Genomic DNA, 23373 nt, shown 5'->3' with positions numbered 1-23373 from the left:
TATGAAGCGCAGTATCATTCGCTGGCCGGGACTGGCCGTTTTCGCCGGGTTCGTATTGTTGTTGGTCGCTATTTCCTGGTTGTTTCTGGACGCTATTATAAAAGTTACATTAGAGCACACGCTGGGAAGACTGAACGGCGCTGAAGTTAATATTGAGCGAGTTGAGCATAGCTGGGTACCTTTATCTCTGACTTTGGCCGGTATCCAGGTCACCGACCCTAATGCACCGAAAAATAACCGGGTACAGGTTGGTGAAGCTTCAGCGGACATCAGCCCTACAGAAATTGTGCTTGGCCGAACCTTAATTGAACAGCTGACTATGACCGGAGTTCGTGTTAATCAGCCACGGGAAAGTGAGGGTGACGTTTATGTCATGCCGGATCAGGAAGACGTGCAGAATTGGGCCAGTCAGTCCTGGGATAAACTGACCACGTCTTTACCTTCTGTGGACGATATTGTCAGCCAGGTTGATTTGCGTACAGAAACGGTGATTGATGAAGCCAAAGCTGCCTACGAGCAGCAAGAACAAGAGGTTAAAGCAGCTAGAGAAGCTTTGCCGAGTAAAGACAAAATAAAAGAATACGAAGAGAAAATTAAGCAAATTACCGAAGGCAAAGTAGAAGGCCTGGCTGATATTGCGGCGAGAAAAGAGGCTTTAGATGAATTAAAAGACTCGATTCGGGCAGACAAAGAAGCTGTCAGTAATTTTCGTGATGAAGTGAAGCAGGCGAAAGAGGTGGTGCAACAGCAAATAGCCGAACTTAAGAACGCCCCGGGTAACGACATTGACCGAATTAAGTCGTTTTTCAGTCTGGACGGAAGTGGTTTAGAGAACGTGACTGGTTTGTTATTAGGCGAAAAAGCGCGGGAGTGGAGTAAATACGTACTCCTTGCCTATGAACAGCTGGGTCCTATGCTGGCGCGTTCGGACAACTCTGCAACGGTAGAGCCGGTGCGTGGCGAGGGGCAGAGAATTTCCTTTGCCGATGACAACGCACCACCGGAGTTTTTAATTAAAAAGGCGCGCACCGAATTTATGGTTGGCGGTACGGTTATTGATGTCGACTGGCAAAATATTACCCACCAGCATAATTTACTGGGTCAGCCGACGACGTATCAGGCTCGGGCCGATAACAGCGACTTGTGGAATGCGTTTAACCTAAATGGCGAATTATCGCTGACTGACCTGGGCATTGATGCGAAGCAGCAATGGCAGTTAAAAGGCGCAAAACTGAATAACCTGAAGCTTAGTAATAGCAGCGAACTCAGTGCCAATATTTTATCGTCCATGATGGACAGTGATGGAACCGTGCTAGTTCGTGAGAATAAACTGGACGGGAAAGCCATGGTACGCATGCTGAATCTTGACTTAGAAGCCGAGGGCAGCAGCAAACTGACTTCTGCGGTTGCAGGTGCTTTAAAGCAACTACAGCGGTTAGATATTACCACCAACATTGGCGGCGATATTCAACGGCCATCGCTGAGTTTTGAATCCGATTTAGATGACCAATTAGGCGATGCGTTGGCTCAATCCGCGATGGGCGAGGCCGACGAAAAACTGGCCGAAATAAAAGCTGACCTTACTGCCAAAGTTTCAGAGCAATTAGGTGGTCAGCAAGGCCTGCTGGAAAACCTTACTCAATGGGACAATGAGTCTGGTGAACAGAGCAAACAACTGGAAGAGCTGTTAAAAGCCAAAGTTGGAGACAGTCTTAAAGATAAACTCAAGAGCCGTCTGGGCGGCTCTTGAGTCTCGCTCGGGTTACTCTTTCGTTAAAAATTCGCTGAGTAGCCCGGCTTTTTGTTGAATAGAAAACAATCCATTTAAGTGTCCCCAGGGACCACTAATTTCTTCGTATTGAACCTCTTTACCCATTTCTCTAAGTTGCTCAGCTGTGTTTTCCGCCATATACGGCATTAACAGCAGGTCGTTACTGGATGGCAAAAACAATGTTTTTGCAGAAATGTTTTTTAATCCATCTTTTAAAGTGTTCTGATGACCGGCAACAAACAGTTGGTTTGCGCGGACCAGGTAGAGAATATGGTTCGCATCAGCGAGTGGTGCACGAGCCCGGCTCGCACCAAACAGCCATTCAACTGCCGGAAGCTCAGTGGTGACCGATTCCAGACCTTTGGCTGGTAGCGTTTCCTGTTTAGGTACTGCCTGGTTAATGTATTCCGGATGCATTGCACCCTGAGTGATCATTGCCTGTGCCAGAGTGACACCTTCGAGCGGTGCATCGCCATCGTAATAGTTGCCGCCGTTCCAGTTGGGGTCTAATTTAATGGCCTGTGCCCACTGTTCTAGCCCCATAATGGTCCATGCGTCCAGTGAGCCTGCACCAATGACCGACACCATGCGTTCAACCCAGTCGGGATAAGCTGCTGCCCATTCAATGGCCTGCAGTGATCCCATGGATGCGCCAATCACCGCGTGCAGTTTATTAATGCCTAAATCTTCCAATAATGCCTTTTGTACGTTCACAAAATCTCGAATGGTGACTACCGGGAAGTCCAGCCCGTAAGGTTTTCCCGTGTCCGGGTTGATACTGGCAGGCCCTGTAGTAATAACATTGGGAAGATTAGGGTAGGCGTTGACCAGCGAATCGACGCTGATAACGTAGTATTTATCGGTATCAATTGCCTTACCCGAGCCAATAATGGCATCCCAGTAGCCAGCTTGTGGATCATCTTCGCTGTACTTGCCCGCCGCGTGGCTGTTCCCGGAAAAGAAGTGAGTAATCAGAATAACGTTGTCTTTAGCCTCATTGAGTTTGCCATAGGCTTCCCAACCTACTTTGATGTCTTTAATTGTTTCTCCTCCATGGGTTGTATAGGAGTCTATAGTAAAGCTTTGTTTTTCAACCCATTGGTCTGCGCTTAGGGGCAAGCTGATGAGCAGCACCGTAAGGCTGATAAAAGTTGTCCGTAGCCATTTCATAATTCATTCTCCTGTAAGTAATTCTGGTATTGCTCACGTAATGTATTTTTTATTAGCTTGCCAGTTCCGGTGTGTGGCAGTTCGTCAACGAACACCACGTCGTCCGGCATCCACCAGCGTGCAATTTTTCCATCTAAAAAGTTTTTAATGTCCTCTTTCGATAAACTTTCGCCTTTATTCAGTACAACCAGCAGCAGAGGGCGTTCATCCCACTTAGGGTGTTTTACACCAATAACGCAGGACTCATTAACGGCCTGGTGCTGGCTGACAAAGTTCTCTATATCTAGAGAACTTATCCACTCGCCACCGCTTTTAATCACATCTTTTTTACGGTCGACTACTTTCATAAAGCCTTCTGGGTCGATAACAGCAATGTCACCTGTAGCTAACCAACCGTCGGGAAAGCTACTTAAATCGTCATTACGAAAGTACTGCGAGGCTATCCAGTGTCCACGAACTTGCAGTTCCCCGCGGGTTTCACCGTCGTTTGGCAAAGGGGTGTCTTCGGCATCAACAATGCGGTGTTCGATACCGAAAACTGGACGTCCGGCTGTGGTTTGTAGCTTGTATTGCTCTTCTTTAGGGCGGTGAGTGACGTCGGCCTGCGGTGGCACCGAATGAACCAAAGGCCCGGTTTCCGTCATACCCCAAATGGGTTGCCAGTAAACGTTATATTCCTGGTCGTAGGTTTTTACCAGCCCCATAGGTGAAGCGGCACCACCAACGCAAACACGTTGCAGCGATGGAATATCCAGTGAGTTTTCACTGAGATAATTGTGCAAAGTGAGCCAAATGGTCGGTACACCTAAACCCACAGTGACATTTTCTGTGCGTATCATCTCAGCCATTGCCTCACCCGAGGTACCGTCGCCAGTGAACACTAACTTACAACCGGATAAAGGACCGGCGTAGGGCGCCCCCCAGGCGGCTACGTGATACATAGTAACCATAGGCATCAGTACGGTATCGCTGCGTAGGTCGAGCATGTCGGCACTGACGGTTGCCTGGGCGTGTAGCACCATAGCTCGGTGTGAGGCCAGTACGCCTTTGGGGTTGCCCGTAGTGCCCGAGGTATAACAAAGCAGCGCCGCGCTGTTTTCATCAACGTCTGGCCAGTCATAGTCTTTAGGTTCTGATTCCAGAAGTTCTTCATAACAAAGCACATTCTTAAGCTTGGTATTCGGCATGTGATTTTTGTCGGTCATCACTACAAAGCCTTTTACCCCGGGCAGCTTGTCTTCAATGGACTCGAGTAGCTCGACAAAACTTAGGTCGACAAATACCCAGCCGCTCTCTGCATGGTTCAGAATCCACGCAATTTGCTCGCCGAATAAGCGAGGGTTTACGGTATGCATGACCGCGCCGCTGCCACTTACGGCATAATAAAGCTCCATGTGACGGTAGGTGTTCCAGGCCAGACTGGCAACACGCTCGCCGGGTTGTACCCCCAGCTTTTGTAATGCGTGGGCTAATTGTCCGCTTCGTTGCCAGCATTCGGCATAAGAGTAGCGGTGAATGTCACCCTCCAGCCGTCGGGTGACAATTTCTTGCCGAGGGTGGCGGTTTGCTGCAAATTTCAGTAAATCGATAATTTGCAGTGGCCGCTTCATCATATTTCCTAACATGGTTACCTTCCCTTACTGCTGGGTTACAACATGAATAAGCCAATGGCCACGGCGAGGCCCATTAACGGCACAACAACGGTTACGGCTGCGACAGCCCAATAAGCGGCACTGTGTTTCTCGTTACAAATAGCGCGAATAGTGGTAACTACGTAGCCATTGTGGGGCAGCGAGTCGAGCGCTCCTGAGGAGATCGAGACAATGCGGTGCAGTTGTTCGGGGTTAACGCCTGCGGCCATATAATGCGGACCGACTTCAGGTAAGGCGATTGCCTGACCACCGGATGCCGAACCGGTTAACCCAGCAATAACGCTCACTGCAACCGCTGCGCCGACCAACTCATTGCCTGGCAAGCTGGTCATGGCAGTAACGGCGGCATCAAAGGCAGGCGTAATCTTGGCGATACTGCCAAAGCCAACCACTGCCGCGGTATTACCAATAGCCACTAAAGCCCCTGTGGTAGCTTCATGAATGGCGGTTTGGGGTTTGTGAAAATGCTTAAAGTTAATAACGGCAATAGCAATTACACCGCCCAGCAAAGCGACTATCAGGGCGTTTTGTTGCAAGGTGTCGTGAAAGGTAAAAGAGAGCCCCAGAACAACTAACAGTGGAATTAAGCCACTAATGGGTGAGGGCAATTTCCGCTCCAGCAATATCGGGTCGCCTTCACGTGCTTCAAACTTCTCACCATTAGCTATGGCGCGGTTAATAATCTTTCTTAACCACCAGTAGCCAAAGGTTGCCATTAATACTGCGACCACCAAACTGACTTCCCAGGCCGCATAAGGCGAAGTGCCGAGGTATTTTACGGGGATCCAGTTCTGGATTTCCGGTGAACCGGCTGAAGTCATGGTAAACGTGACGGAGCCAAAAGCCAGCGCCGCCGGAATGAAACGACGAGGTAGGTTAGCGTCTTTAAATAAGCTAAGTGCCATTGGGTAAACCGAAAACGCGACAACGAAAACGCTGACACCACCATAGGTTAAAATGGCGCAAGCAAGAACGACCGCGAGTACTGCCTGTTTACGGCCTAGCTTGTTGATGATCCAACGGGCGACACTGTCGGCAGCGCCGGTATCCTCCATAAATTTGCCAAACATTGAGCCGAGTAAAAACATAAAAAACCAAGCGGCGACAAAGCTGGCAAAGCCGTCCATGTAGGCACTGACAAAATTCACATCACCTGTGAGTAATGGAACGCCGCTGCATAAAGCGACTATAACAGCGCATAGAGGGGCACTGATAAACAGGTTCATCCCTCTTAAAGTGAGTACGATAAGCAACACAAGGCCGCCAACCAAACCAATCATACTTAACATGAGTTACCTCGCAACGAAAAGAAAACGGGCCATGCTCTGAATCGCTGCATGGATGTATTGTGCGTGATAAAGGAATTTGTCCCTATAGTACTATGGTACAGATCACAATCTTAACAATTTGCGCTAGGTTATTAAGCAACCATGACTCTGAACCGTTAAATTGCTGTAAACGGAAATAACAAATACAAATGACATAACTTGTCAGGGGAACAACAATGAAACAACCCAACTTTCAGAAATCACTGATTGCAGTAGCGGTAACCACTTTTCTGGCAACTCCTGCTGCTTTGGCGCAACAAAATGACAACGCGACAGCTGATGATAGTAAGTTAGAACGAATTGAAGTCACTGCACGCCGCACCACCGAAAGTTTGCAGGAAGTGCCGGTTTCAGTCAGTGCTTTTGGCGAAAAAGAGCTGGAACAGGGGGGAATTGAAGACATTACTGAGCTTCAGTTCAAAATGCCGAACACCACTTTTCAGGTAAGCCGGGGTACTAACTCTACGTTAACCGCTTATATTCGCGGTATTGGTCAGCAAGATCCCCTTTGGGGCTTTGAACCGGGCGTTGGCATCTATATCGACGATGTATATGTTGCCCGTCCACAGGGCGCTGTATTAGAAGTTCTGGATGTACAGCGTGTGGAGGTTCTGCGAGGCCCTCAGGGCACCTTATATGGTAAAAATACCATTGGCGGAGCCATGAAGTACGTGACCAGAGAGCTCACGGGCTACAACGAATTTGAGGTTAAAGGCACGGTCGGTACTCATAATCAGCGCGATTTGAAAGTATCGGGGCAAACAGCCTTAGCAGATAACTTCTATATTGGTGGTGCATTTGCGACTCTTAATCGTGATGGTTTTGGTGAGTTCGTTAATACCGGTGCTGAAAACTATAATAAAGAGTTAATGACTGGGCGTATTAATGCTAAATGGCTGGCTTCCAAAGATGTTTCCGTGAAGTTTGCGGCAGACTGGACGCAGGATGATTCGAATGCAAGAGGTGGTCATCGCTTACAACCGAGCCTATTAAGCACAGAGCCTGCATTGGACGATGTGTTTGATTCTTACACTGCAATGCCAACCGACAACAGCGTTGAAACCGAAGGGTACTCAGTAACTGTCGACTGGGATATTGATAATGCCTGGGCATTTAAATCGGTAACGGCGTATCGGGAAGGTAATACCGACACGAATATTGATTTTGATTCTACGGTGAATCCGGTTCTGCTGGTACCTGCTGTTTATGAAGATGAGCAGACCACGCAGGAGTTTCAACTTAACTACAGCAGCGCCCGATTCAACTTTATCAGTGGTCTGTACTTCTATGAAGGCGAAGCTTGCGGAGTTTTTGGTACCGTACTCGGCTTACTGAACTTAACTATTGATAACGGCGGTTGCGTTGATACCTCAAGTGCGGCTTTATTCGGTCAGGGAACTTACCAAATAGATGATCATTGGGCTTTGACCCTGGGCGGACGCTATACTCGAGATGAGAAAGATGCCGATGTTTTCCGTTACACCTATGCAGGGGTTAAATTTTTAGATCGGGGCGATTACTCAGCTGATCCCATTGCCGTGAATTCAGATTTCAGTACAAAAGCCGACTGGAGCAAGTTCTCTCCGCACGCCAGTATCCGTTATCAAATGGATCCAAACTTGATGTTTTATGCAAGTTACAGCAATGGCTTCAAATCGGGTGGAGTCGATATGCGTGCTGATGTATCACTAAACCCGGATGCTGAGAACCCCTATGACCCCGAAGTTGTTGATACCTTCGAGCTTGGAGTCAAAAGTGAATTACTTGATGGGCGTTTAAGGTTAAACGCTTCGACTTTCTATTCCGATTATCAGGATATGCAAGTTACGGTACAGCGCGCGGTTTCTAATGGTGTGGCTTCACAGGTATTGAATGCAGCGGATTCAACTGTGAAAGGGGTTGAGTTTGAAGGTAGTTTTGCTGCAACATCAACGCTGAACTTTACTGGGTCCGTTGGCTACATCAACGCCGAGTTCGATGAAGTGGCATTCTTTAATCCAAACACTCAGCAGGTTGAAGATGTTTCAAACCGTTGGTCATTTCCCAATACTCCGGAGCTAACCGCTAATCTGGGCTTTAATCAGGAATTCATGTTGTCAGGTGGAGCGCTTGTTTGGTCAGGCGCTGTATCCTATCGTGATGAAACTCAAATATTTGAAGAGCCTTCCCCATTAGATGAAGAATCTTATTCATTAGTGAACACCAGTCTAGTGTGGTATTCAAGTTCGTCGAACTGGACGGTTGGTCTCCATGCAAAAAATGTATTTGATAAAGAGTACCGTTTATCAGGGTATAACTTTGGCTCGACCTTTGGAGAAAATATTGTGACGGGGTATTACGGTAATCCGCGTACCGTATCGCTTTCAGTCGGTTATCGTTTCTAACTGCCTTGCCGGCGTTACTAGATTGACCGGTAACGCTGGCTTTTTTTGCTTAAGTCGATAGCATGGTTATGAGACATCAATTAACCGCGGCAGGAAGTATGGCCAGAGCAATTATCGCTGACGACCACCCACTTTTCAGGGCAGCAATGAAACAGGCTCTAAGTGAGAGTTTAGAAAGTGATATTATTGAAGCATCTAGTTTCTCCCAGCTAGAGCAGCAACTGCAACAATTTCCTCAAATTGAATTGGTTTTCCTCGATCTCTCTATGCCTGGCAACCGGGGATTAACTGGCCTTAGCGTTTTACGAAGTCAATTCCCTGATATTCTGGTTGTTATTGTTTCTGCTAACGAAGATACCCGAGTCATACGTCAAGCTATGGCACTGGGAGCCAGCGGCTATATCCCCAAATCGGTTCCATTGCCTGAATGGCAAACGGCAGTGACGACCGTTTTATCGGGAGATAACTGGTTACCGGAATCTATGCGTACCGTAAGTTTAACCGAGCCAGATGTTGAAATGAGCGACTTCGCCAATAAGCTAGAGCAATTGACGCCGCAGCAGTTTAAAGTTTTACAATGTATCGCAGACGGCTTGTTGAACAAGCAAATAGCTTATGAGCTTGGAGTTCAGGAAACGACGATTAAGCAACATGCATCGGCTATCTTACGTAAACTTAAATGCGTTAACCGCACTCAGGCGGGTATTCTTTTTCGTCAAATGCTAGATACGCCGGATACGCTTGAGTAACCGTTTGAGAGCTCCACTTTTCAGGGGTTTGGGAATAAAGTAAGCATTGGCCTCTAATGCTTGCTCCCGTAATAGCTCATCGGGGTCAGCTGAGTTGATGATAGCTGGCGTATTGCTGTTCCATAGTTTTCTGATGCTAACGACTAATTCAATTCCTGTATTACCATTGTCTAAATGATAGTCGGCCAAAATAAGATCGCAGGGTGGGTGCTTCCTGGCTTGATCAAAGCTGCTTGCGGTCATCGTTTCGGCACCCCAGTCGGTCAATAAACCTGCGGTTGCTTTTAATACACCGGGATCGTTATCAATGACTAAAACTCGCATATCTTTCAATAGTTTTTCGTCAACTGAGTCGTTTTTTATAACGACTGGCTGAGGTTCCTTTTGCCAGCCGATTACAGGCAAAGTTAGGCTGAAAGCAGTTCCTTTATCCAGCGTGGAGGACAAACTCAAGTCAATTCTCAACAGCCTGCACATACGCTCAACAATAGAAAGGCCAAGCCCTAGGCCTGGATTGTCTCCGCTGGACTGCAATTGATGAAACTCTCGGAATATTTCTGTTTGCTTATGTTCAGGAATACCTGAACCGGTATCGATAATGCATATTGTTAAGTGTTGCTGGTGTCGGCGGAAGCCCAAGACAATGCGGCCATGCTGAGTATAACGCAAAGCGTTAGAAAGGAGATTTTGAATAATGCGGTTGAGCAGTTTCCTGTCGGTTTTTACTAAAGCGGAACTTTTGTGGTAGTGAAAACGCAGTTGTTTTTCTTTTGCCATAGCCTGATAACGCTCAACCAAGGGTAAGAGCGCCTGATCAATAGAGAATTCCTGATAATCAGGTTTCAGATTTCCCGCATCGAGTTTTGTCATATCGAGCAGCATGGTGAGCAACTCTTCGGCGTGATCAAGAGAACGTTGAATATTGACTGCTAAGGGTAGATATTCGTTAGGTAATCGGGATTGCAGCATTTCACAAAATAGACTGGCGGCATTAAACGGCTGCATTAAGTCGTGACTGACTGCTGCGAAAAAGCGAGATTTACTTTCATGAGCTTTTTCTTCTGCTTCTTTAGCTGACAATAGTTGCTGTGTGCGTTCATCAACTCGTTCTTCAAGCTCCTGATTGATTTTTTGCAACTGCCTTTGTGCTTCCACTCGCTCAGTGATGTCACTGTAGGTTGTAACAAAGCCGCCACCTGGCATTGGACTTCCCTGCAGTTCGACAGTTAACTCACCTTGTTGACGCTGATAATGATAGGTACTGCCAGTACGCAAAAAATTAAGACGCTTTTGAATTTCTGCCTCTACATCAGTATTTTGTGAGTTACTCAGCAGACCGCGGCGGGCGTTATAACGCAATAGTTCTTCAACCGGCATACCGGCACGAACTAAACCATCGGGGTAATCAAATATTTCCAGATACCGTCTATTCCAGGCGACTAATCTGAGCTTTTGATCTACGACGCTGATACCTTGCGGAATGTTTTCTACCGAAGCTTGTAACAGTTCGCGATTAAACTGATAGAGTTTGGAAGCTTCTGTGGCCCAGTCAACCACACGGGATACTGGAAATTCTTGTTGCTCAGATACGGTATCCAGTAACAAGCGGCTGGCCGAAGTTCCGATGACAGCCGATAGTTCGCGTTCGATACGCACTAACATAGGGGCTGGCACCATAGACTGACCTTCCGGAGTTAATAGATCCATTCTTAAACGCCGTTGAATAGCAGCTAATTGCCGGTCGTCATAAAACCTGGACAAGAGTGAGCGTAACCGGGCCCAAGTGAGGCTGGGTTGCTGTTCATAGTCGTCGCTGCTTTGAATGCTTTGTAGGTCAGTCTGAACGTTCTTACTAATTAAAGAAAACAACCAAAAGCAGATGAGGTTTGCGCCCAGGCTTATCAGCACGCCATTGGCAATATCTATATCGGTAACTTGTGGTTGTAGTCCAATAGATGGAACGAGTAATAGTATGACCCAGAGCGCAGTGCCAACTACCAGTCCCACTAATACTCCGGTTTGAGTTGCACTACGCCATAATACGGTGGCGAGTATCGCTGGTGTAAGTTGGGTTAATAAAGCTAGAGATAAAAGACCGGAATTCACTAATGGCATAGATTCAATGGTGGCTTGATAGTATAAGTACGCCATAAACATGACCACAACCATCGTCATCCTTCTAATGGAGAGGATTCGGGTTGGGGTGAAACTGAATTGCCGTAGTTTCTGCCGGGTCATACGCAGCCAAATGGGCATGACAACATCGTTTGAAACCATAATACTCAATGCCAGTAAGGCAATAATAACCATACTAGTGGCGGCTGATAACCCACCAATAAAAGCAATAAGGGTTATATCCGGGCGATCCATCATCAAGGGTATTACCAGCATGAAAGTATCTTGATTTGCTAGCTCCGGAGCCAGATGTAAGGCGCTTAAAGACAAAGGTAATATAAAAAAGTTAATCGCGAAGAGATATAAAGGAAAAGCCCAACGGGCAGTTTTCAATTCATCTGAATGTGTGTTTTCGACATAACCAACGTGAAATTGACGTGGTAGAGAAAACATCGATAGGCCACCCAATAACATGTGCACGGCGAAGACATAACCACCGTATTCTCGTCCTGCTAAAACGTCTTGAGTATGCTGTGTTTCGAAGCTTTTTTGAAAAAGGTCTGCCAGGCCATCAAACACAGTATAGCTGGCGAATAAACCCACAATAATGAAAGCCGCTAGTTTCACCAGAGATTCGAAAGCAATGGCATCCATTAAGCCGGAGTGTTGTTCTGCCAGGCTCAAACGACGTGTACCGAAGAGAAACCCGAAACCAATCATGGTTAAGGCAACCAGAAATGATAAGTCAAATATCCATGAAGGGTTAGTATCAAAGCCCGTAACAGTGGCAAAGCTTGAGGTTACCGCTCGGAGTTGTAGAGAAATATACGGCACCACAGCAATAAAGGCTGTAATAGCGACAACTCCAGCCAACACGGGAGACTTGCCATAGCGTGTTCCAATAAGATCAGCGATTGACGTGATATTCTGGTGTTTACAGTAGTTGAGAAGTTTCAACTGTAAGCTGTGGAGCAGAATAAACACGATAATAGCGCCAACATAAGTCGGCGCAAAAGCCCAGCCATAATAAGCAGACTGAGTGATGGTTCCAAAAAAAGCCCAAGAAGTACAATGCACCCCTTGGGCTAATGAGTAACGATAAGGCCTTACTCGGTTTGATGCGCCGCGGTCACCGCGATAGGCAATGCTGAATAGAATCGTTAAATAAGCAATTGCAGCAAAAACGGTGACTTCAATACTCAACATAACTAATGGTCCTGATGATCCCGGAACACGGGCAGTGACCAGTTAAACTTGATTGCTCCAAGTCTAATGAGCAAAGTTGAGGTCATGCCCGCAGCTAATGCTATTAAAGGTTGATAGGGCACAATCAGGACATAAACGGTAGCGCCGATAATACAGGTGGTGGCGTACAGTTCGCTTTTTAAGACCATTGGAATATCGCGTGCCAGAACATCACGCAACATGCCGCCAAAACAGGCCGATATAGTGCCCATGATGATAGCGATAAAGGGCGGAAACCCCGCTGATAGCGTTTTCTCCGCGCCCATAGTCGCAAAAAACGACAGACCAATAGCATCTGCAACCATTAGTGTGTTCATAGGAATATAGGCTCTGAACCGCAGCCATATAATAGTGAGCAGGGCGGCGACAATTATGGTGTACAGATAGACAGGGTCATGTGTCCAGAAAACCGGTAACCCAAGAATGAGGTCGCGCGTTGTACCGCCGCCAATTGCTGTTGCTGAGGCTAAAACGAGTACACCAAAACCATCCATCTTTTTGCGAAACGCTAATAACGTACCGGCTACCGCAAAAACCGCGACACCGGCATGGTCTGTCCAGTAAAATATTAATTCCATGAGTCATCAAAAAGTAGCAATGGTATGGCTTAGTTTGTCATTAACCTTTATGGATTCCCAGCACAAATTGATTGGCTATTTAGACGTCATAATTTTATGATGGCACCAATTTAAAAGCTGCTGTTGGGCTAAGGAACAGCAAAATGAGTGCAACCGAATACACGACAAAACATGTAGTTGACGATCTCGTTAGTAGCTATCAGCGAGTTCCAATGTTAGTGATCGCAGCGCATCCTGATCGGTCGCGGATTGGTGAACGCGCAGCGTTAATGGATTTGTACAATGAAGGAAGTGACTACCTAAGCAGGATAAAGCCTGAGTTTGCCAAAAATGGTAATGCTGGCAGAGCATTGCTTGATGAATTTATCAGCCGTTCTCCAATCATTTTTCAGCGCGAATCAGGCGGCCGTATTAAGCTAAAGGCGCATAGCACCAAAACAACAGTAACTATTGCCGGACGTGGTGCTCAGGACGAATATATTCTAAAAGAAAGTGACTTGGATAACGGTGTCGTTATTGGCTTAAACCACCGCATCGTTTTACTTTTAAAGTTATTGCCGCTGCAAGACTCCTCGGTAGATGACAACGATGTGCTGTTTGGTATTAGCTCGGATATTCGTGCCATTCGGAATCGCGTTGCTCAACTGGCCGGGATGGACTTGCCTGTTATGATTAGAGGTGCTGCCGGAGTGGGTAAACAACAGGCGGCCTACGCAATTCATCAGGCCAGCGAACGTCGGGAACAACCTTTTATTAGTGTTAATCTGGCTGCCATACATGATGCAGTCGCAGAAGCTGAATTATTTGGTAGCTATCGAGGCGGTAGCCGGCAACCTGGCTATTTTGAGCAAGCCGGTAGCGGTACTATTGTGCTGGAAGACATCGAGGATGCCTCGCCGGGCTTACATCGTTTGCTTTATACCGTTCTACAAAGTAAATCCGTAGTACCTGTTGGTACAGAGGAAACGCTGCCAATTACTTGCCGTATTATGCTGACCAGTCATCAGGACTCTCGTGGCTTTGAAGAGAATTCAACGCTGTCCATGCTAATTGAAAAGCTTTCAGCTTATCAGTTGTTCATCCCGCCATTAACCGAACGTCGCGAAGATATTGGTTTGTTATTCGACTATTTTGTACGTGAGCAGTGGCGTAAGCTTTACGCTGACCGCTCTCATGATGTCAAAATTCCTGGTGAATTGATGAGCCAGCTGCTGACCTTTCATTGGCCGGGTAATGTACGACAGTTGCGCAACGTAGCGCGGCAGGTCGTTATTGATAGCCGTGAGCAAGAGCAACTGCACCTTGACCCGCAACTTTTATCTATGCTTAAGCCGAGCAACCCCGGGCATTGGGAAGATGAAACCAGCGTTCATCGTAAGCCCAACAGTGTTAGTCGAGATGAGTTACTGGAAACCTTGCGTAGCTGCCGGTTTGAGCTACAGGCTACAGCAAAAGCTCTGGGCATCTCACGGGCATCGGTATATCAGCTTATTCAGCGCTTTGAAGGGGTTCGTACAGCGCAGGATTTATCCGAAGAAGAGATTAAAAAGAGTTATGAACAGAACCGTTCCGATACTGAAAAAATGATGTGGGATTTGCAAGTGTCTCAAATAGGTTTACGGCGTCGGCTTAAAAGTTTGGGATATGATATTTGATAATACTGAGCGGCGTTAAACTTTCTGATAGTATAGCCGCCTTAGAAAAATTGAATTGCATTCTGGAGTAACTGTCCCCATATCGTGAGATGGTTATCCGAAATTTAATAATAAATTTAAATTAACTGAGGGAATTTTATGGACTTTTTTATTAGCTCAGCATACGCGCAAGACGCTGGCGGCCAAGGCAGTGGTGGTATGGAACTGATTTTCATGCTGGTCATGTTTGCGTTAATTTTTTACTTCATGATTTATCGTCCACAAGCAAAACGTGTCAAGCAGCATAAAGAGCTGATGGGTGCTTTGAGCAAGGGTGATGAAGTGCTGACTCAAGGTGGTTTGGTCGGCAAAATCACTAAAGTAAGCGAAGACAAAGACTTTCTCGTTATTGCTTTGACTGACGAGCTTGAAGTAACCATTCAGAAAGGTTCTGTGACTTCCGTTCTTCCGAAAGGAACAATGAAGTCTCTCTAATCTCTGACATTAGAAACAGGGGCACGACGTGTTAAATAAATACCCGTTGTGGAAAAACCTGCTGGTTATTTTGGTCGTATTGGTGGCAGCGCTTTATGCGCTGCCAAACATTTACGGCGAAGATCCAGCAGTTCAAATTTCCGCAAACCGAAATGCGACCATCGATACCAGCACCATGGATCGCGTAAAGAGCAGCCTGGAAAACGTTGGCATACAAGCTAAAAGTATAGCTTTAGAAGAAGAGCAGCTTTTAGTTCGACTGAATTCCGATGATGAGCAGTTAAAAGCCCGGGAAAGTATCCTGGAGAGTTTAGGTGATAACTACATAGTCGCTCTGAACCTTGCTCCCGCAACTCCTGAGTGGTTGAAGAGTGTTGGTGCTCAGCCAATGAAACTGGGGCTGGATTTACGTGGCGGTGTACACTTCTTGATGGAAATCGACATGGACGAAGCCGTTCGTAAAATTGTCGATGGTATGAAGGACACGATTCGTGCCGAACTGCGTGAAGAACGTATTCGTTACAGCGCTGTTCGTGTTAATGACACGACGGTTGAAATTGAGCTTCGTAATGAAGAAGCTTATGCAGAAGCTGCCAACTATCTGGATGGTCGTTATCAGGGGTATACGCTTCTGGAAGACGATGAAAACCAACTGCTGCAACTACAGATGAGCGAGCAGAAGCTTGCTGAAACACGCGATTACGCGGTATCTCAAAATATTACCATTATGCGTAACCGGGTTAACGAATTAGGTGTTGCCGAGCCGGTTATCCAGCGTCAGGGCTCAAACCGCATTGTGGTGGAATTACCTGGTGTGCAGGATACAGCAAGAGCGAAAGAGATTTTAGGGGCTACAGCAACGCTGGAGTTCCGTATGGTTGATTCCGAGAACGATGTGCGCGACGCCCAGAACGGTCGGGTACCTTTTGGTAGCGAGTTAATGCCAATGCGCGACGGTCCAGCTCAATTGCTGAAAGAAGACGTTATTCTGACTGGTGACCATATTGTTAACGCAGGTGTTGGTTACGACGAATACAACCGCCCGCAGGTTAATATTACCCTGGATGGTGCTGGTGGTAACAAGATGTCGTTAGCAACTAAAGACAATGTTGGTCAGCCGATGGCAACGGTCTTTATTGAATATAAAGCAACAGATGAGCGCGACGCAGAAGGTAACTTACAGTTCACTAAAAATGCCGAAGTGATTAACGTTGCGACTATTCAATCGCGGTTGGGGAGTAACTTCCGTATTACTGGTGTGGGCGCAAACGAAGCTCAAAATTTGGCGTTACTATTACGCGCTGGCGCATTGATTGCCCCTATTCAAATTGTCGAAGAACGTACCGTCGGGCCAAGCTTAGGTCAGCAGAACATTGATGCTGGTACTCAGGCTATTTTTTGGGGCTTTGTTTTAGTTCTTGCCTTCATGTTGTTGTACTACAAAAAGTTTGGTCTGGTTGCCAACTGTGCTCTGGCAGCAAACCTGGTGCTTATTATTGGCGTGATGTCGATGATTCCGGGAGCAACGCTGACCTTACCGGGTATGGCCGGTATTGTACTGACAGTTGGTATGGCAGTAGATGCTAATGTGCTTATTTTCGAGCGCATACGCGAAGAAATAAAAGCCAAACGAAGCCCTCAACAGGCAATTCATCACGGCTATGACAGTGCCTTGTCGACCATTGCCGATGCGAACGTAACCACGCTGATTGCGGCGCTTATCTTGTTTGCTATTGGTAATGGCCCTATTAAAGGCTTTGCTATCACTCTTGCTATCGGGATTATAACGTCCATGTTTACTGCGATAGTCGGAACCCGTGCCATTGTTAACTCAGTTTGGGGCGGCAAAAAGCTGTCTAAACTGTCTATTTAGGGGGAGCCATGCAAGAGATAATTAAAACCGATGAACGACTTCCCTTCATGCGCTTCCGCGGAATTATGGGCATTATCAGTGCAGTACTGGTAGTGGCTTCCATAGTTTCGTTGTCAGTCAATAAGCTCAACTTTGGGTTGGACTTTACTGGCGGAACCTTACTTGAAGTTGGCTTTGATAGCGCGGCAGATTTAAGTCGTGTTCGTGGTGCATTAGATGAAGAAGGGTTCAGTGACGCAGTAGTTCAAAACTACGGCTCGCAGGAAGAGATACTGATTCGTCTGGAGCCTCGGGAAGGAGTAAAAGCGGAGCAGCTGGGTACCACAATACTTGAATCTCTGCGCACCGAGTTTGACCAAACCGTTGAAATGCGTCGTATAGAATTTGTTGGCCCAAATGTGGGCGACGAATTTATAGAGCAGGGCGGGTTGGCTATGCTAACCGCTTTAATCTGTATTCTACTTTACATTGCGATGCGTTTTGAATGGCGTTTAGCGGTAGGTGCTGTGGCAGCGTTAGCGCACGATGTCATTTTAACCTTAGGGCTGTTCTCCATATTGCAGTTAGAGTTTGACCTAACGGTTTTAGCGGCCTTGCTGGCAGTTATTGGTTACTCAATTAACGATACGGTGGTGGTTTGCGACCGAATTAGGGAAACTTTCCGTAAGTTTGCTAAGTTAACCCCAGTGCAAACTGTTAACCGGGCATTAACCGATACGCTGAGTCGAACGTTAATTACTTCAATAACAACGATACTGGTGTTATTGACCTTGTTCTTCCTGGGTGGGCCATTAATTCATGGTTTTGCTACAGCGTTATTATTTGGTGTGGTTATTGGTACTTATTCATCCATTTATATCGCAAGTTCTGTGGCCCTGAAATTTGGTGTTAGCCGAGACGACTTAATGCCGCCAGAAGTGGAAAAAGAAGGCGCGGATCAAGATCCGCTGGGTTAGTCTTACGGTATAATTTGAATGGAGTGCATAGACATGTTGGCCGTTGTTTCACCTGCTAAAAACCTGGATTACGAAAGTGATTTACCGGAACTGAATGTTACTCAGCCACGGTTGCTGGATAACGCCGAAGAACTGGTTGAGGTTTGTCGGCAATTAAGCCCGCAACAACTCGGGTCGCTAATGAAAATTAGCGACAAGCTGGCGGGTTTGAATGCGGCTCGCTTTGAGGAATGGCAACGGCCTTTTAATGAAAACAATGCACGCCCGGCTATGTATGCATTTAACGGTGATGTTTATACCGGATTAGATGCTGCCAGCCTGAATTCAGAGGCCATAGGTACGGCACAAAAACAATTGCGGATTTTGTCTGGTCTTTATGGTGTTTTACGGCCACTGGATTTGATGCAGCCTTACCGATTAGAAATGGGTACCAAGTTGGATAATCCAAAGGGCAAAAACCTATATGAATACTGGGGCGATAGCATTACGCAGATGCTCAATAAAGACTTAGCTGAGCTGGGTAGCTCAACTTTAGTGAACTTAGCTTCTAATGAGTATTTCTCGGCGGTCAAGCCAAAAGTGCTTAATGCAGATATTATTACTCCAGTGTTTAAAGATGAAAAAAATGGTCAATATAAAGTCATCAGTTTTTATGCCAAGAAGGCGCGGGGACTAATGGCGCGATTTATCCTGAACCAAAAGCCAAAATCCGTGTCTGATCTAAAAGAATTCGATGCAAATGGCTATAGTTTCAATGAAGCTATGTCCAGCGATAAACAATTGGTTTTTTGTCGTGCTGAGCAAAAATAAAGGAGCGCACAATGAGTGACGATCAGGTTGAAACATCAACGGCAACAGAAGAAGCGAGTCGCAAAACGACTTGGGTTGTTGTTACGCTTATTGTGCTGGCGGTTATCGCTGCCATAGTATGGTGGTGGCTGCCGGCTTCTGAAGACAAGAAGCAACAAACCGAAACGGTAGAGGTTGATCAGCAGCAATCAACAGAAGTTCAGGTTGAGGGTTATGAACAAGAGTCTGAAGAACCTGAGCCTGAAATTGAGCCAGAACCGATTCCAACCGAACCAGAATCTGAACCGGAACAAGAGCCTGCTGAACCTGAGCCCGAACCTATTGCCTTGCCAGAGCTGGACAATAGCACACCAACGGTGCTTCAGAATCTTGACTCAACCGACGTTAACATTCGTCCATTAAAAAGCTCTCAGATTATTCGTGACGCAGTTGTGCTGATGGACAATATCAGCAACGGCAGCATTGTTCGTGAACGTACTATTGTTCAGCGTCCCGACGGTCGTTTTAGTGTGCTGGAGGTAGATGGTGAACTCTATATTGATGAAAGCAGCTATCGCCGATACGACGCTTTAGTTGACTGGTTTGTAAGTTTGCAACCTGACGCACTGGCAGAAAACTATGAGTTATTTAAGCCTTTAGTGCAAGAAGCCTACGCAGAAATTGGCTATCCGGAGTCAGACTTTGATGACACCTTGATAGAAGCCATTAATGTTATGCTTGATACTCCGGTTCCGGAGGGATTGGTTCAGGTAAAAGACGACAGCGTTATGTATACTTTTGCTAACGAGTCTTATGAGTCATTGCCTGCAGCGCAGAAACAACTGATTCGCATGGGCCCTGAAAACATTAAGCGAGTGAAAGAAAAATTACGCGAGATAAGACGGGTACTACAGTAATTTTATGACCGATAAACAAGTAATTCCGGAATTTGTTAAAGGCGAATTCCCTGTTAGCCATAACCGGTTTTTGCGCTGGGTAGGTCGTTTGGGCTTACGTGTACTGGGCGGCTGGAAAATTAATGGCGAAATGCCTCACGTGAGAAAGGCGATTCTTCCGGTTGCGCCGCACACATCTAACTGGGACTTCCCGGTTGGAGCCTGCGTCATGCTAGCTATGGGGTTAAAGCTGAATTATTTAGCTAAGAGCAGTCTGTTCCGTTTTCCGCTGAAAGGTTTGTTAACCAAACTGGGCGGTCTCCCCATAGACAGAAGCAGCGCAAATGGTGTTGTTGGAAATATGGTGAGGGAGTTTCGGGAGAAAAATGAACTGATTCTAGTGATAACTCCTGAAGGCACAAGAAAGCGTGTAAAAGAGTGGAAAAAAGGCTTTTTACATATGGCACAGCAAGCTCGTGTACCTGTTGTCCCCATAGCTTTTGACTATGCACGTAAAGCTATCGATATAGGCCCCGCGCTGATGATTGGCGATGAACTGGAAAAAGAGCTCGCCCGGGTTAAATCTTATTTTGAGCATGCGCACGGTAAGCATGGAGAAGCGTGTTGAGAACGCTTTTTCGTAGTTTTCTGCTCCTGTTAATACTGCCGCTATTTAATGTGGCAGTAGCAGCAGACTTCTGGCAAAAAGAATGGGTTGTCCCCGAATATGCCGAAGGTAATAGCTTAATTATTCGTCCTCTTAAAAGCTCCGATGCCGAGCGTTTCTTTCACAGCTATATGACGTCGCAGAAGTGGCTTTATAAGCGACTGGGATGGTCCTGGCCATCTGAAAAAAGCACTCTTCAGCAAAACGAAACCATGGTGAATTACCACTTGGAGCAGGCAAAAGCGCAAACAGCTTTTACTTATTTGGTGATTGATAAGGCAGATAAGTCCATTATTGGAGCCGTTTATATGGTACCGGTGGCTGCCAGTAGACAAGAAAGAAACGGCATTTCACGCAGTGCTTATAATGCTGAGGTCAGTTGGTGGCTTTTAGAATCGGCCATTGACGATAACTTGCATAACGATTTTTTTGTGCTTTTAAAAGACTGGCTGGAAGCAAGTTGGCCCTGGCGGCAAGTGCTGTTTCCGGTATCAGAAAATAACGAAACGGCTTTGCAGCTACTGGAAAGCAGTAGTGCCCGCTCGCTGGGTCGTGACTTAGATGCCCAGGAAAGGTATTTCTCCTACTCAATTTCACGCAAATAGCCCCACATTGTGCTATGATCGCGCGCAATTAACGAACGGTTAATAAGGAAAACTCATGCAGGTAATTGAAGGTGGAATAAACGCGGCTGGTAAAAAGTTTGCCATTATCGTTTCTCGCTTTAACCATTTTATGGTTGAAAGCTTATTAGACGGTGCTGTGCAGACATTAAAGCATTATGGCGAAGTAGCGGACGACGATATAACCGTTGTGCGTGTTCCCGGTGCTTATGAAATGCCGGTAACGGCGAAACGTCTGGCCAGCTCTGGTAAGTATGACGCAATTATTGCGGTCGGTGCGGTTATTCGCGGTGGAACACCACACTTCGAGTTTGTTGCCGGTGAATGTAATAGTGGTTTAGGCCGGGTTGCGACCGAGTTTGATTTACCTGTCGCATTTGGTGTTATCACTACCGATACGCTGGAACAAGCCATTGAGCGCAGTGGTTCTAAAGCCGGAAATAAAGGCTCGGAAGCCGCATTAAGCGCGCTTGAAATGGTCAATGTACTGAAACAACTCTGAGATACTTCAAATGAAACCCGCAGCAAGAAGAAAGGCCCGCAAGTTGGCCGTGCAAGCAATTTACTCATGGCAGCTATCGCAAAACAGCTTTAGCGATATTGAGGCTCAATTTTTAACGGAAAATGACACCAGCAAAGTGGACGTTGACTACTTTTTAGAGTTAGTCCGTGGTGTTGGCGGGCATTACCGGACACTGGATGAAGCGCTGGAACCTTTTTTAGACAGACCGATTAAAGAGCTTGACCCTATTGAACTGGCTGTTCTTCGACTGGCGGCTTATGAGTTGCGTGAACGCGTTGATGTACCCTATAAAGTGGCTATCAACGAAGCAATAGAGCTGGCTAAATCTTTTGGTGCCGATGAAAGCCATCGTTTTGTCAACGGCGTACTCGATAAAGCAGTAGACACTTTCCGCCCAACCAGGCAGTAACTTATGCCCCGCGATGAATTTTCGCTAATTAATGAATACTTCACTCATCGCTCCGCAAAACGGGGCGATGTTGCTATGGGCATTGGAGATGACGGCGCTGTTGTCCGGCCAATGCCTGAGCATGACCTGGTCATTGTTACCGATACTCTGGTTGAAGGTGTGCATTTTGATATGACCACGCCACCCCGTGCTATTGGTCATAAAAGTGTTGCCGTGAACTTAAGCGACTTAGCGGCTATGGGCGCTCAGCCGTGCTGGATCAGTCTGGCTTTGACGCTTCCTCGTATGGACGAAGACTGGCTACAGGAATTTAGTGGTGGCCTGGATGAAATTTGCAGTTATTACGATTGCCAGTTAATTGGCGGCGACACAACCAAAGGCCCGCTGACAATAACTATTACAGCTCATGGACAACTGCCTTCGGGCAGCGCGATACCGCGTTCCGGGGCAAAGGCGGGCGACTGGATTTATGTCAGCGGCTCTTTAGGTGATGCTGGCCTAGGCTTGCAGGTTACGCAAAATAAAGTGAGCACAACCGGACGACATTTGCAGCAGGTGATAGAGCGCCTGCATTACCCCACCCCCAGAGTCGCTTTAGGGCAAAGTCTGCGAGGCGTAGCAAGTTCCTGCATTGATATTTCTGACGGTCTGCTGGCCGATTTACGGCATTTAATGACAGAAGCCGGCACTCAGGCGCAACTGGAACTGGAAAAGCTGCCGCTGTCACTGGCGTTAACCGAAACACTTCAGGTGGATGACGCACTTGCTTTGGCTTTGACCGCCGGAGACGACTACGAGCTTTGCTTTACCTTGCCCGAGGAACATCGGGGGCGTATGGAAACCTTAACCACGCACCTTAAGACCCGACCGGTATGTATTGGTCGCGTAGCGAACGGTGAATCCGGTGACATTCAGTTGCGCTATAATGGCGAAGACTGGTTACTGGCTGAGGGTTATAGTAGCTTTAATCACTTTCCGCAGAACGAAGCCAGTAAATAAGAGATTTAAGGAGCCACTAGTCCATGTCTCATGCGAAACTTTCATGGTTTAACCCCATACATTGGCTTGCGTTGGGTTTTGGCTCCGGTCTTGCTCCTAAAGCGCCGGGTACCTTTGGAACACTTATTGGTATTCCGGCCGTTTTTTTATTAGCTCCACTTAACTGGTGGGAATATTTGCTGGCTCTGGTGGTAATGACGCTGGCCGGTATTTGGATATGCCAGTATACCGCTAAGGCAATGGGGGAACACGACCACCCTTCAATTGTCTGGGATGAAATAGTTGGCTATGCCGTTGCCATGTTCGCACTGCCTGTAGAGCCATTTTGGTTGCTGGCGGCGTTTGTGTTGTTCCGCATTTTTGATATCTGGAAACCAGGTCCAATTGGCTGGGCAGATAAAAAGCTAAGTGGCGGTAACGGTATTATGATGGATGACGTGCTGGCGGGTATTTTCTCGGCAGTATTACTGCATTTAGGTTGGTGGTTGTCAGGTCTGCTGGGCTAAAGCAAACCTGA

The 23373-nt window shown here is 46.8% G+C and carries 20 protein-coding genes; 15 read left to right on the top strand and 5 right to left on the bottom strand.

Annotated elements, in window-relative coordinates; translation table 11 throughout:
- The first annotated feature begins 1 nt into the window (after nucleotide 1).
- Nucleotides 2–1750: a TIGR03545 family protein gene (locus tag IL_RS11080; protein WP_011235386.1), complete on the top strand. Its 1749-nt coding sequence runs from the start codon at nucleotides 2–4 to the stop codon at nucleotides 1748–1750.
- Nucleotides 1751–1762: 12 nt separating this feature from the next.
- On the opposite strand, the gene IL_RS11075 is transcribed toward IL_RS11080, so the two are convergent.
- From IL_RS11075 to IL_RS11065, 3 genes are read right to left on the bottom strand one after another with little or no spacing between them, the layout of a single operon-like run.
- Nucleotides 1763–2941: an E22 family MetX-like putative esterase gene (locus tag IL_RS11075; protein ID WP_011235385.1), complete on the bottom strand. Its 1179-nt coding sequence runs from the start codon at nucleotides 2939–2941 to the stop codon at nucleotides 1763–1765.
- Complete coding sequence (locus tag IL_RS11070) at nucleotides 2938–4566, bottom strand: long-chain fatty acid--CoA ligase (RefSeq protein WP_011235384.1); 1629 nt, start codon at nucleotides 4564–4566, stop codon at nucleotides 2938–2940. Before IL_RS11070 ends, IL_RS11075 begins: the two co-directional genes overlap by 4 nt.
- 23 nt (nucleotides 4567–4589) lie before the next feature.
- Nucleotides 4590–5882: a GntP family permease gene (locus IL_RS11065; RefSeq protein WP_011235383.1), complete on the bottom strand. Its 1293-nt coding sequence runs from the start codon at nucleotides 5880–5882 to the stop codon at nucleotides 4590–4592.
- Between the two features lie 215 nt (nucleotides 5883–6097).
- On the opposite strand from IL_RS11065, the gene IL_RS11060 reads away from it, so the two are divergent.
- Nucleotides 6098–8305, top strand: coding sequence for a TonB-dependent receptor (locus tag IL_RS11060; RefSeq protein ID WP_011235382.1), 2208 nt, complete (start codon nucleotides 6098–6100; stop codon nucleotides 8303–8305).
- A 98-nt stretch (nucleotides 8306–8403) separates the two neighbouring features.
- Nucleotides 8404–9054 (top strand): response regulator transcription factor, encoded by a 651-nt coding sequence (locus IL_RS11055; RefSeq protein ID WP_011235381.1) that lies wholly within the window; start codon nucleotides 8404–8406, stop codon nucleotides 9052–9054.
- Here IL_RS11055 and IL_RS11050 read toward each other — a convergent pair.
- Together IL_RS11050 and IL_RS11045 are read right to left on the bottom strand one after the other, a co-directional pair.
- A complete protein-coding gene (locus tag IL_RS11050; protein WP_011235380.1) occupies nucleotides 9028–12375 on the bottom strand; it encodes a PAS domain-containing hybrid sensor histidine kinase/response regulator in 3348 nt (1115 codons plus the stop codon). The genes IL_RS11055 and IL_RS11050 overlap by 27 nt on opposite strands.
- A gap of 2 nt (nucleotides 12376–12377) precedes the next feature.
- Nucleotides 12378–12992 (bottom strand): trimeric intracellular cation channel family protein, encoded by a 615-nt coding sequence (locus tag IL_RS11045; protein WP_011235379.1) that lies wholly within the window; start codon nucleotides 12990–12992, stop codon nucleotides 12378–12380.
- Nucleotides 12993–13135: 143 nt separating this feature from the next.
- Between IL_RS11045 and IL_RS11040 the strand changes: the two genes are divergently transcribed.
- The 12 genes from IL_RS11040 (at nucleotide 13136) to IL_RS10985 (ending at nucleotide 23362) form a co-directional block, all read left to right on the top strand.
- On the top strand, nucleotides 13136–14647 hold the full coding sequence (locus tag IL_RS11040; RefSeq protein WP_011235378.1) for a sigma 54-interacting transcriptional regulator: 1512 nt from the start codon (nucleotides 13136–13138) through the stop codon (nucleotides 14645–14647).
- A gap of 138 nt (nucleotides 14648–14785) precedes the next feature.
- Nucleotides 14786–15121 (top strand): preprotein translocase subunit YajC, encoded by a 336-nt coding sequence (gene yajC, locus IL_RS11035; protein ID WP_011235377.1) that lies wholly within the window; start codon nucleotides 14786–14788, stop codon nucleotides 15119–15121.
- A 28-nt stretch (nucleotides 15122–15149) separates the two neighbouring features.
- Nucleotides 15150–16994 (top strand): protein translocase subunit SecD, encoded by a 1845-nt coding sequence (secD, locus tag IL_RS11030; protein WP_011235376.1) that lies wholly within the window; start codon nucleotides 15150–15152, stop codon nucleotides 16992–16994.
- Nucleotides 16995–17002: 8 nt separating this feature from the next.
- The gene (gene secF, locus IL_RS11025) at nucleotides 17003–17950 is read left to right on the top strand and encodes a protein translocase subunit SecF (protein WP_011235375.1); all 948 of its coding nucleotides are present in this window, start codon (nucleotides 17003–17005) and stop codon (nucleotides 17948–17950) included.
- Nucleotides 17951–17983: 33 nt separating this feature from the next.
- A complete protein-coding gene (gene yaaA, locus IL_RS11020) occupies nucleotides 17984–18760 on the top strand; it encodes a peroxide stress protein YaaA (RefSeq protein WP_011235374.1) in 777 nt (258 codons plus the stop codon).
- An 11-nt stretch (nucleotides 18761–18771) separates the two neighbouring features.
- Nucleotides 18772–19656 (top strand): DUF3014 domain-containing protein, encoded by an 885-nt coding sequence (locus IL_RS11015; RefSeq protein WP_011235373.1) that lies wholly within the window; start codon nucleotides 18772–18774, stop codon nucleotides 19654–19656.
- A gap of 4 nt (nucleotides 19657–19660) precedes the next feature.
- Nucleotides 19661–20263, top strand: a complete 603-nt coding sequence (locus tag IL_RS11010; protein WP_011235372.1) for a 1-acyl-sn-glycerol-3-phosphate acyltransferase — start codon at nucleotides 19661–19663, stop codon at nucleotides 20261–20263.
- Nucleotides 20257–20907 carry a GNAT family N-acetyltransferase gene (locus IL_RS11005; RefSeq protein WP_231378593.1) on the top strand — a complete coding sequence of 217 codons (651 nt, stop codon included), beginning with the start codon at nucleotides 20257–20259 and terminating at the stop codon, nucleotides 20905–20907. Before IL_RS11010 ends, IL_RS11005 begins: the two co-directional genes overlap by 7 nt.
- Nucleotides 20908–20962: 55 nt before the next feature.
- On the top strand, nucleotides 20963–21427 hold the full coding sequence (ribE, locus tag IL_RS11000; protein WP_011235370.1) for a 6,7-dimethyl-8-ribityllumazine synthase: 465 nt from the start codon (nucleotides 20963–20965) through the stop codon (nucleotides 21425–21427).
- Between the two features lie 10 nt (nucleotides 21428–21437).
- Nucleotides 21438–21857, top strand: coding sequence for a transcription antitermination factor NusB (gene nusB, locus IL_RS10995; RefSeq protein ID WP_011235369.1), 420 nt, complete (start codon nucleotides 21438–21440; stop codon nucleotides 21855–21857).
- A gap of 3 nt (nucleotides 21858–21860) precedes the next feature.
- The gene (gene thiL / locus IL_RS10990) at nucleotides 21861–22856 is read left to right on the top strand and encodes a thiamine-phosphate kinase (protein ID WP_011235368.1); all 996 of its coding nucleotides are present in this window, start codon (nucleotides 21861–21863) and stop codon (nucleotides 22854–22856) included.
- A 23-nt stretch (nucleotides 22857–22879) separates the two neighbouring features.
- Nucleotides 22880–23362 (top strand): phosphatidylglycerophosphatase A family protein, encoded by a 483-nt coding sequence (locus IL_RS10985; RefSeq protein ID WP_011235367.1) that lies wholly within the window; start codon nucleotides 22880–22882, stop codon nucleotides 23360–23362.
- Nucleotides 23363–23373 lie beyond the last annotated feature (11 nt).

The sequence above is a fragment of the Idiomarina loihiensis L2TR genome (assembly GCF_000008465.1).
Taxonomy (GTDB): Bacteria; Pseudomonadota; Gammaproteobacteria; order Enterobacterales; family Alteromonadaceae; genus Idiomarina; species Idiomarina loihiensis.
The sequence above is the reverse complement of the archived record's forward strand: the minus strand, read 5'-3'. Positions and strand labels throughout refer to the sequence as shown.

Excerpts from the sequence above, each read along its gene's own strand:
- IL_RS11080 (WP_011235386.1), top strand. The coding sequence starts at position 2 with ATGAAGCGCAGTATCATTCGCTGGCCGGGACTGGCCGTTTTCGCCGGG.
- IL_RS11075 (WP_011235385.1), bottom strand. The coding sequence starts at position 2,941 with ATGAAATGGCTACGGACAACTTTTATCAGCCTTACGGTGCTGCTCATC.
- IL_RS11070 (WP_011235384.1), bottom strand. The coding sequence starts at position 4,566 with ATGTTAGGAAATATGATGAAGCGGCCACTGCAAATTATCGATTTACTG.
- IL_RS11065 (WP_011235383.1), bottom strand. The coding sequence starts at position 5,882 with ATGTTAAGTATGATTGGTTTGGTTGGCGGCCTTGTGTTGCTTATCGTA.
- IL_RS11060 (WP_011235382.1), top strand. The coding sequence starts at position 6,098 with ATGAAACAACCCAACTTTCAGAAATCACTGATTGCAGTAGCGGTAACC.
- IL_RS11055 (WP_011235381.1), top strand. The coding sequence starts at position 8,404 with ATGGCCAGAGCAATTATCGCTGACGACCACCCACTTTTCAGGGCAGCA.
- IL_RS11050 (WP_011235380.1), bottom strand. The coding sequence starts at position 12,375 with ATGTTGAGTATTGAAGTCACCGTTTTTGCTGCAATTGCTTATTTAACG.
- IL_RS11045 (WP_011235379.1), bottom strand. The coding sequence starts at position 12,992 with ATGGAATTAATATTTTACTGGACAGACCATGCCGGTGTCGCGGTTTTT.
- IL_RS11040 (WP_011235378.1), top strand. The coding sequence starts at position 13,136 with ATGAGTGCAACCGAATACACGACAAAACATGTAGTTGACGATCTCGTT.
- yajC (WP_011235377.1), top strand. The coding sequence starts at position 14,786 with ATGGACTTTTTTATTAGCTCAGCATACGCGCAAGACGCTGGCGGCCAA.
- secF (WP_011235375.1), top strand. The coding sequence starts at position 17,003 with ATGCAAGAGATAATTAAAACCGATGAACGACTTCCCTTCATGCGCTTC.
- yaaA (WP_011235374.1), top strand. The coding sequence starts at position 17,984 with ATGTTGGCCGTTGTTTCACCTGCTAAAAACCTGGATTACGAAAGTGAT.
- IL_RS11015 (WP_011235373.1), top strand. The coding sequence starts at position 18,772 with ATGAGTGACGATCAGGTTGAAACATCAACGGCAACAGAAGAAGCGAGT.
- IL_RS11010 (WP_011235372.1), top strand. The coding sequence starts at position 19,661 with ATGACCGATAAACAAGTAATTCCGGAATTTGTTAAAGGCGAATTCCCT.
- ribE (WP_011235370.1), top strand. The coding sequence starts at position 20,963 with ATGCAGGTAATTGAAGGTGGAATAAACGCGGCTGGTAAAAAGTTTGCC.
- nusB (WP_011235369.1), top strand. The coding sequence starts at position 21,438 with ATGAAACCCGCAGCAAGAAGAAAGGCCCGCAAGTTGGCCGTGCAAGCA.
- thiL (WP_011235368.1), top strand. The coding sequence starts at position 21,861 with ATGCCCCGCGATGAATTTTCGCTAATTAATGAATACTTCACTCATCGC.
- IL_RS10985 (WP_011235367.1), top strand. The coding sequence starts at position 22,880 with ATGTCTCATGCGAAACTTTCATGGTTTAACCCCATACATTGGCTTGCG.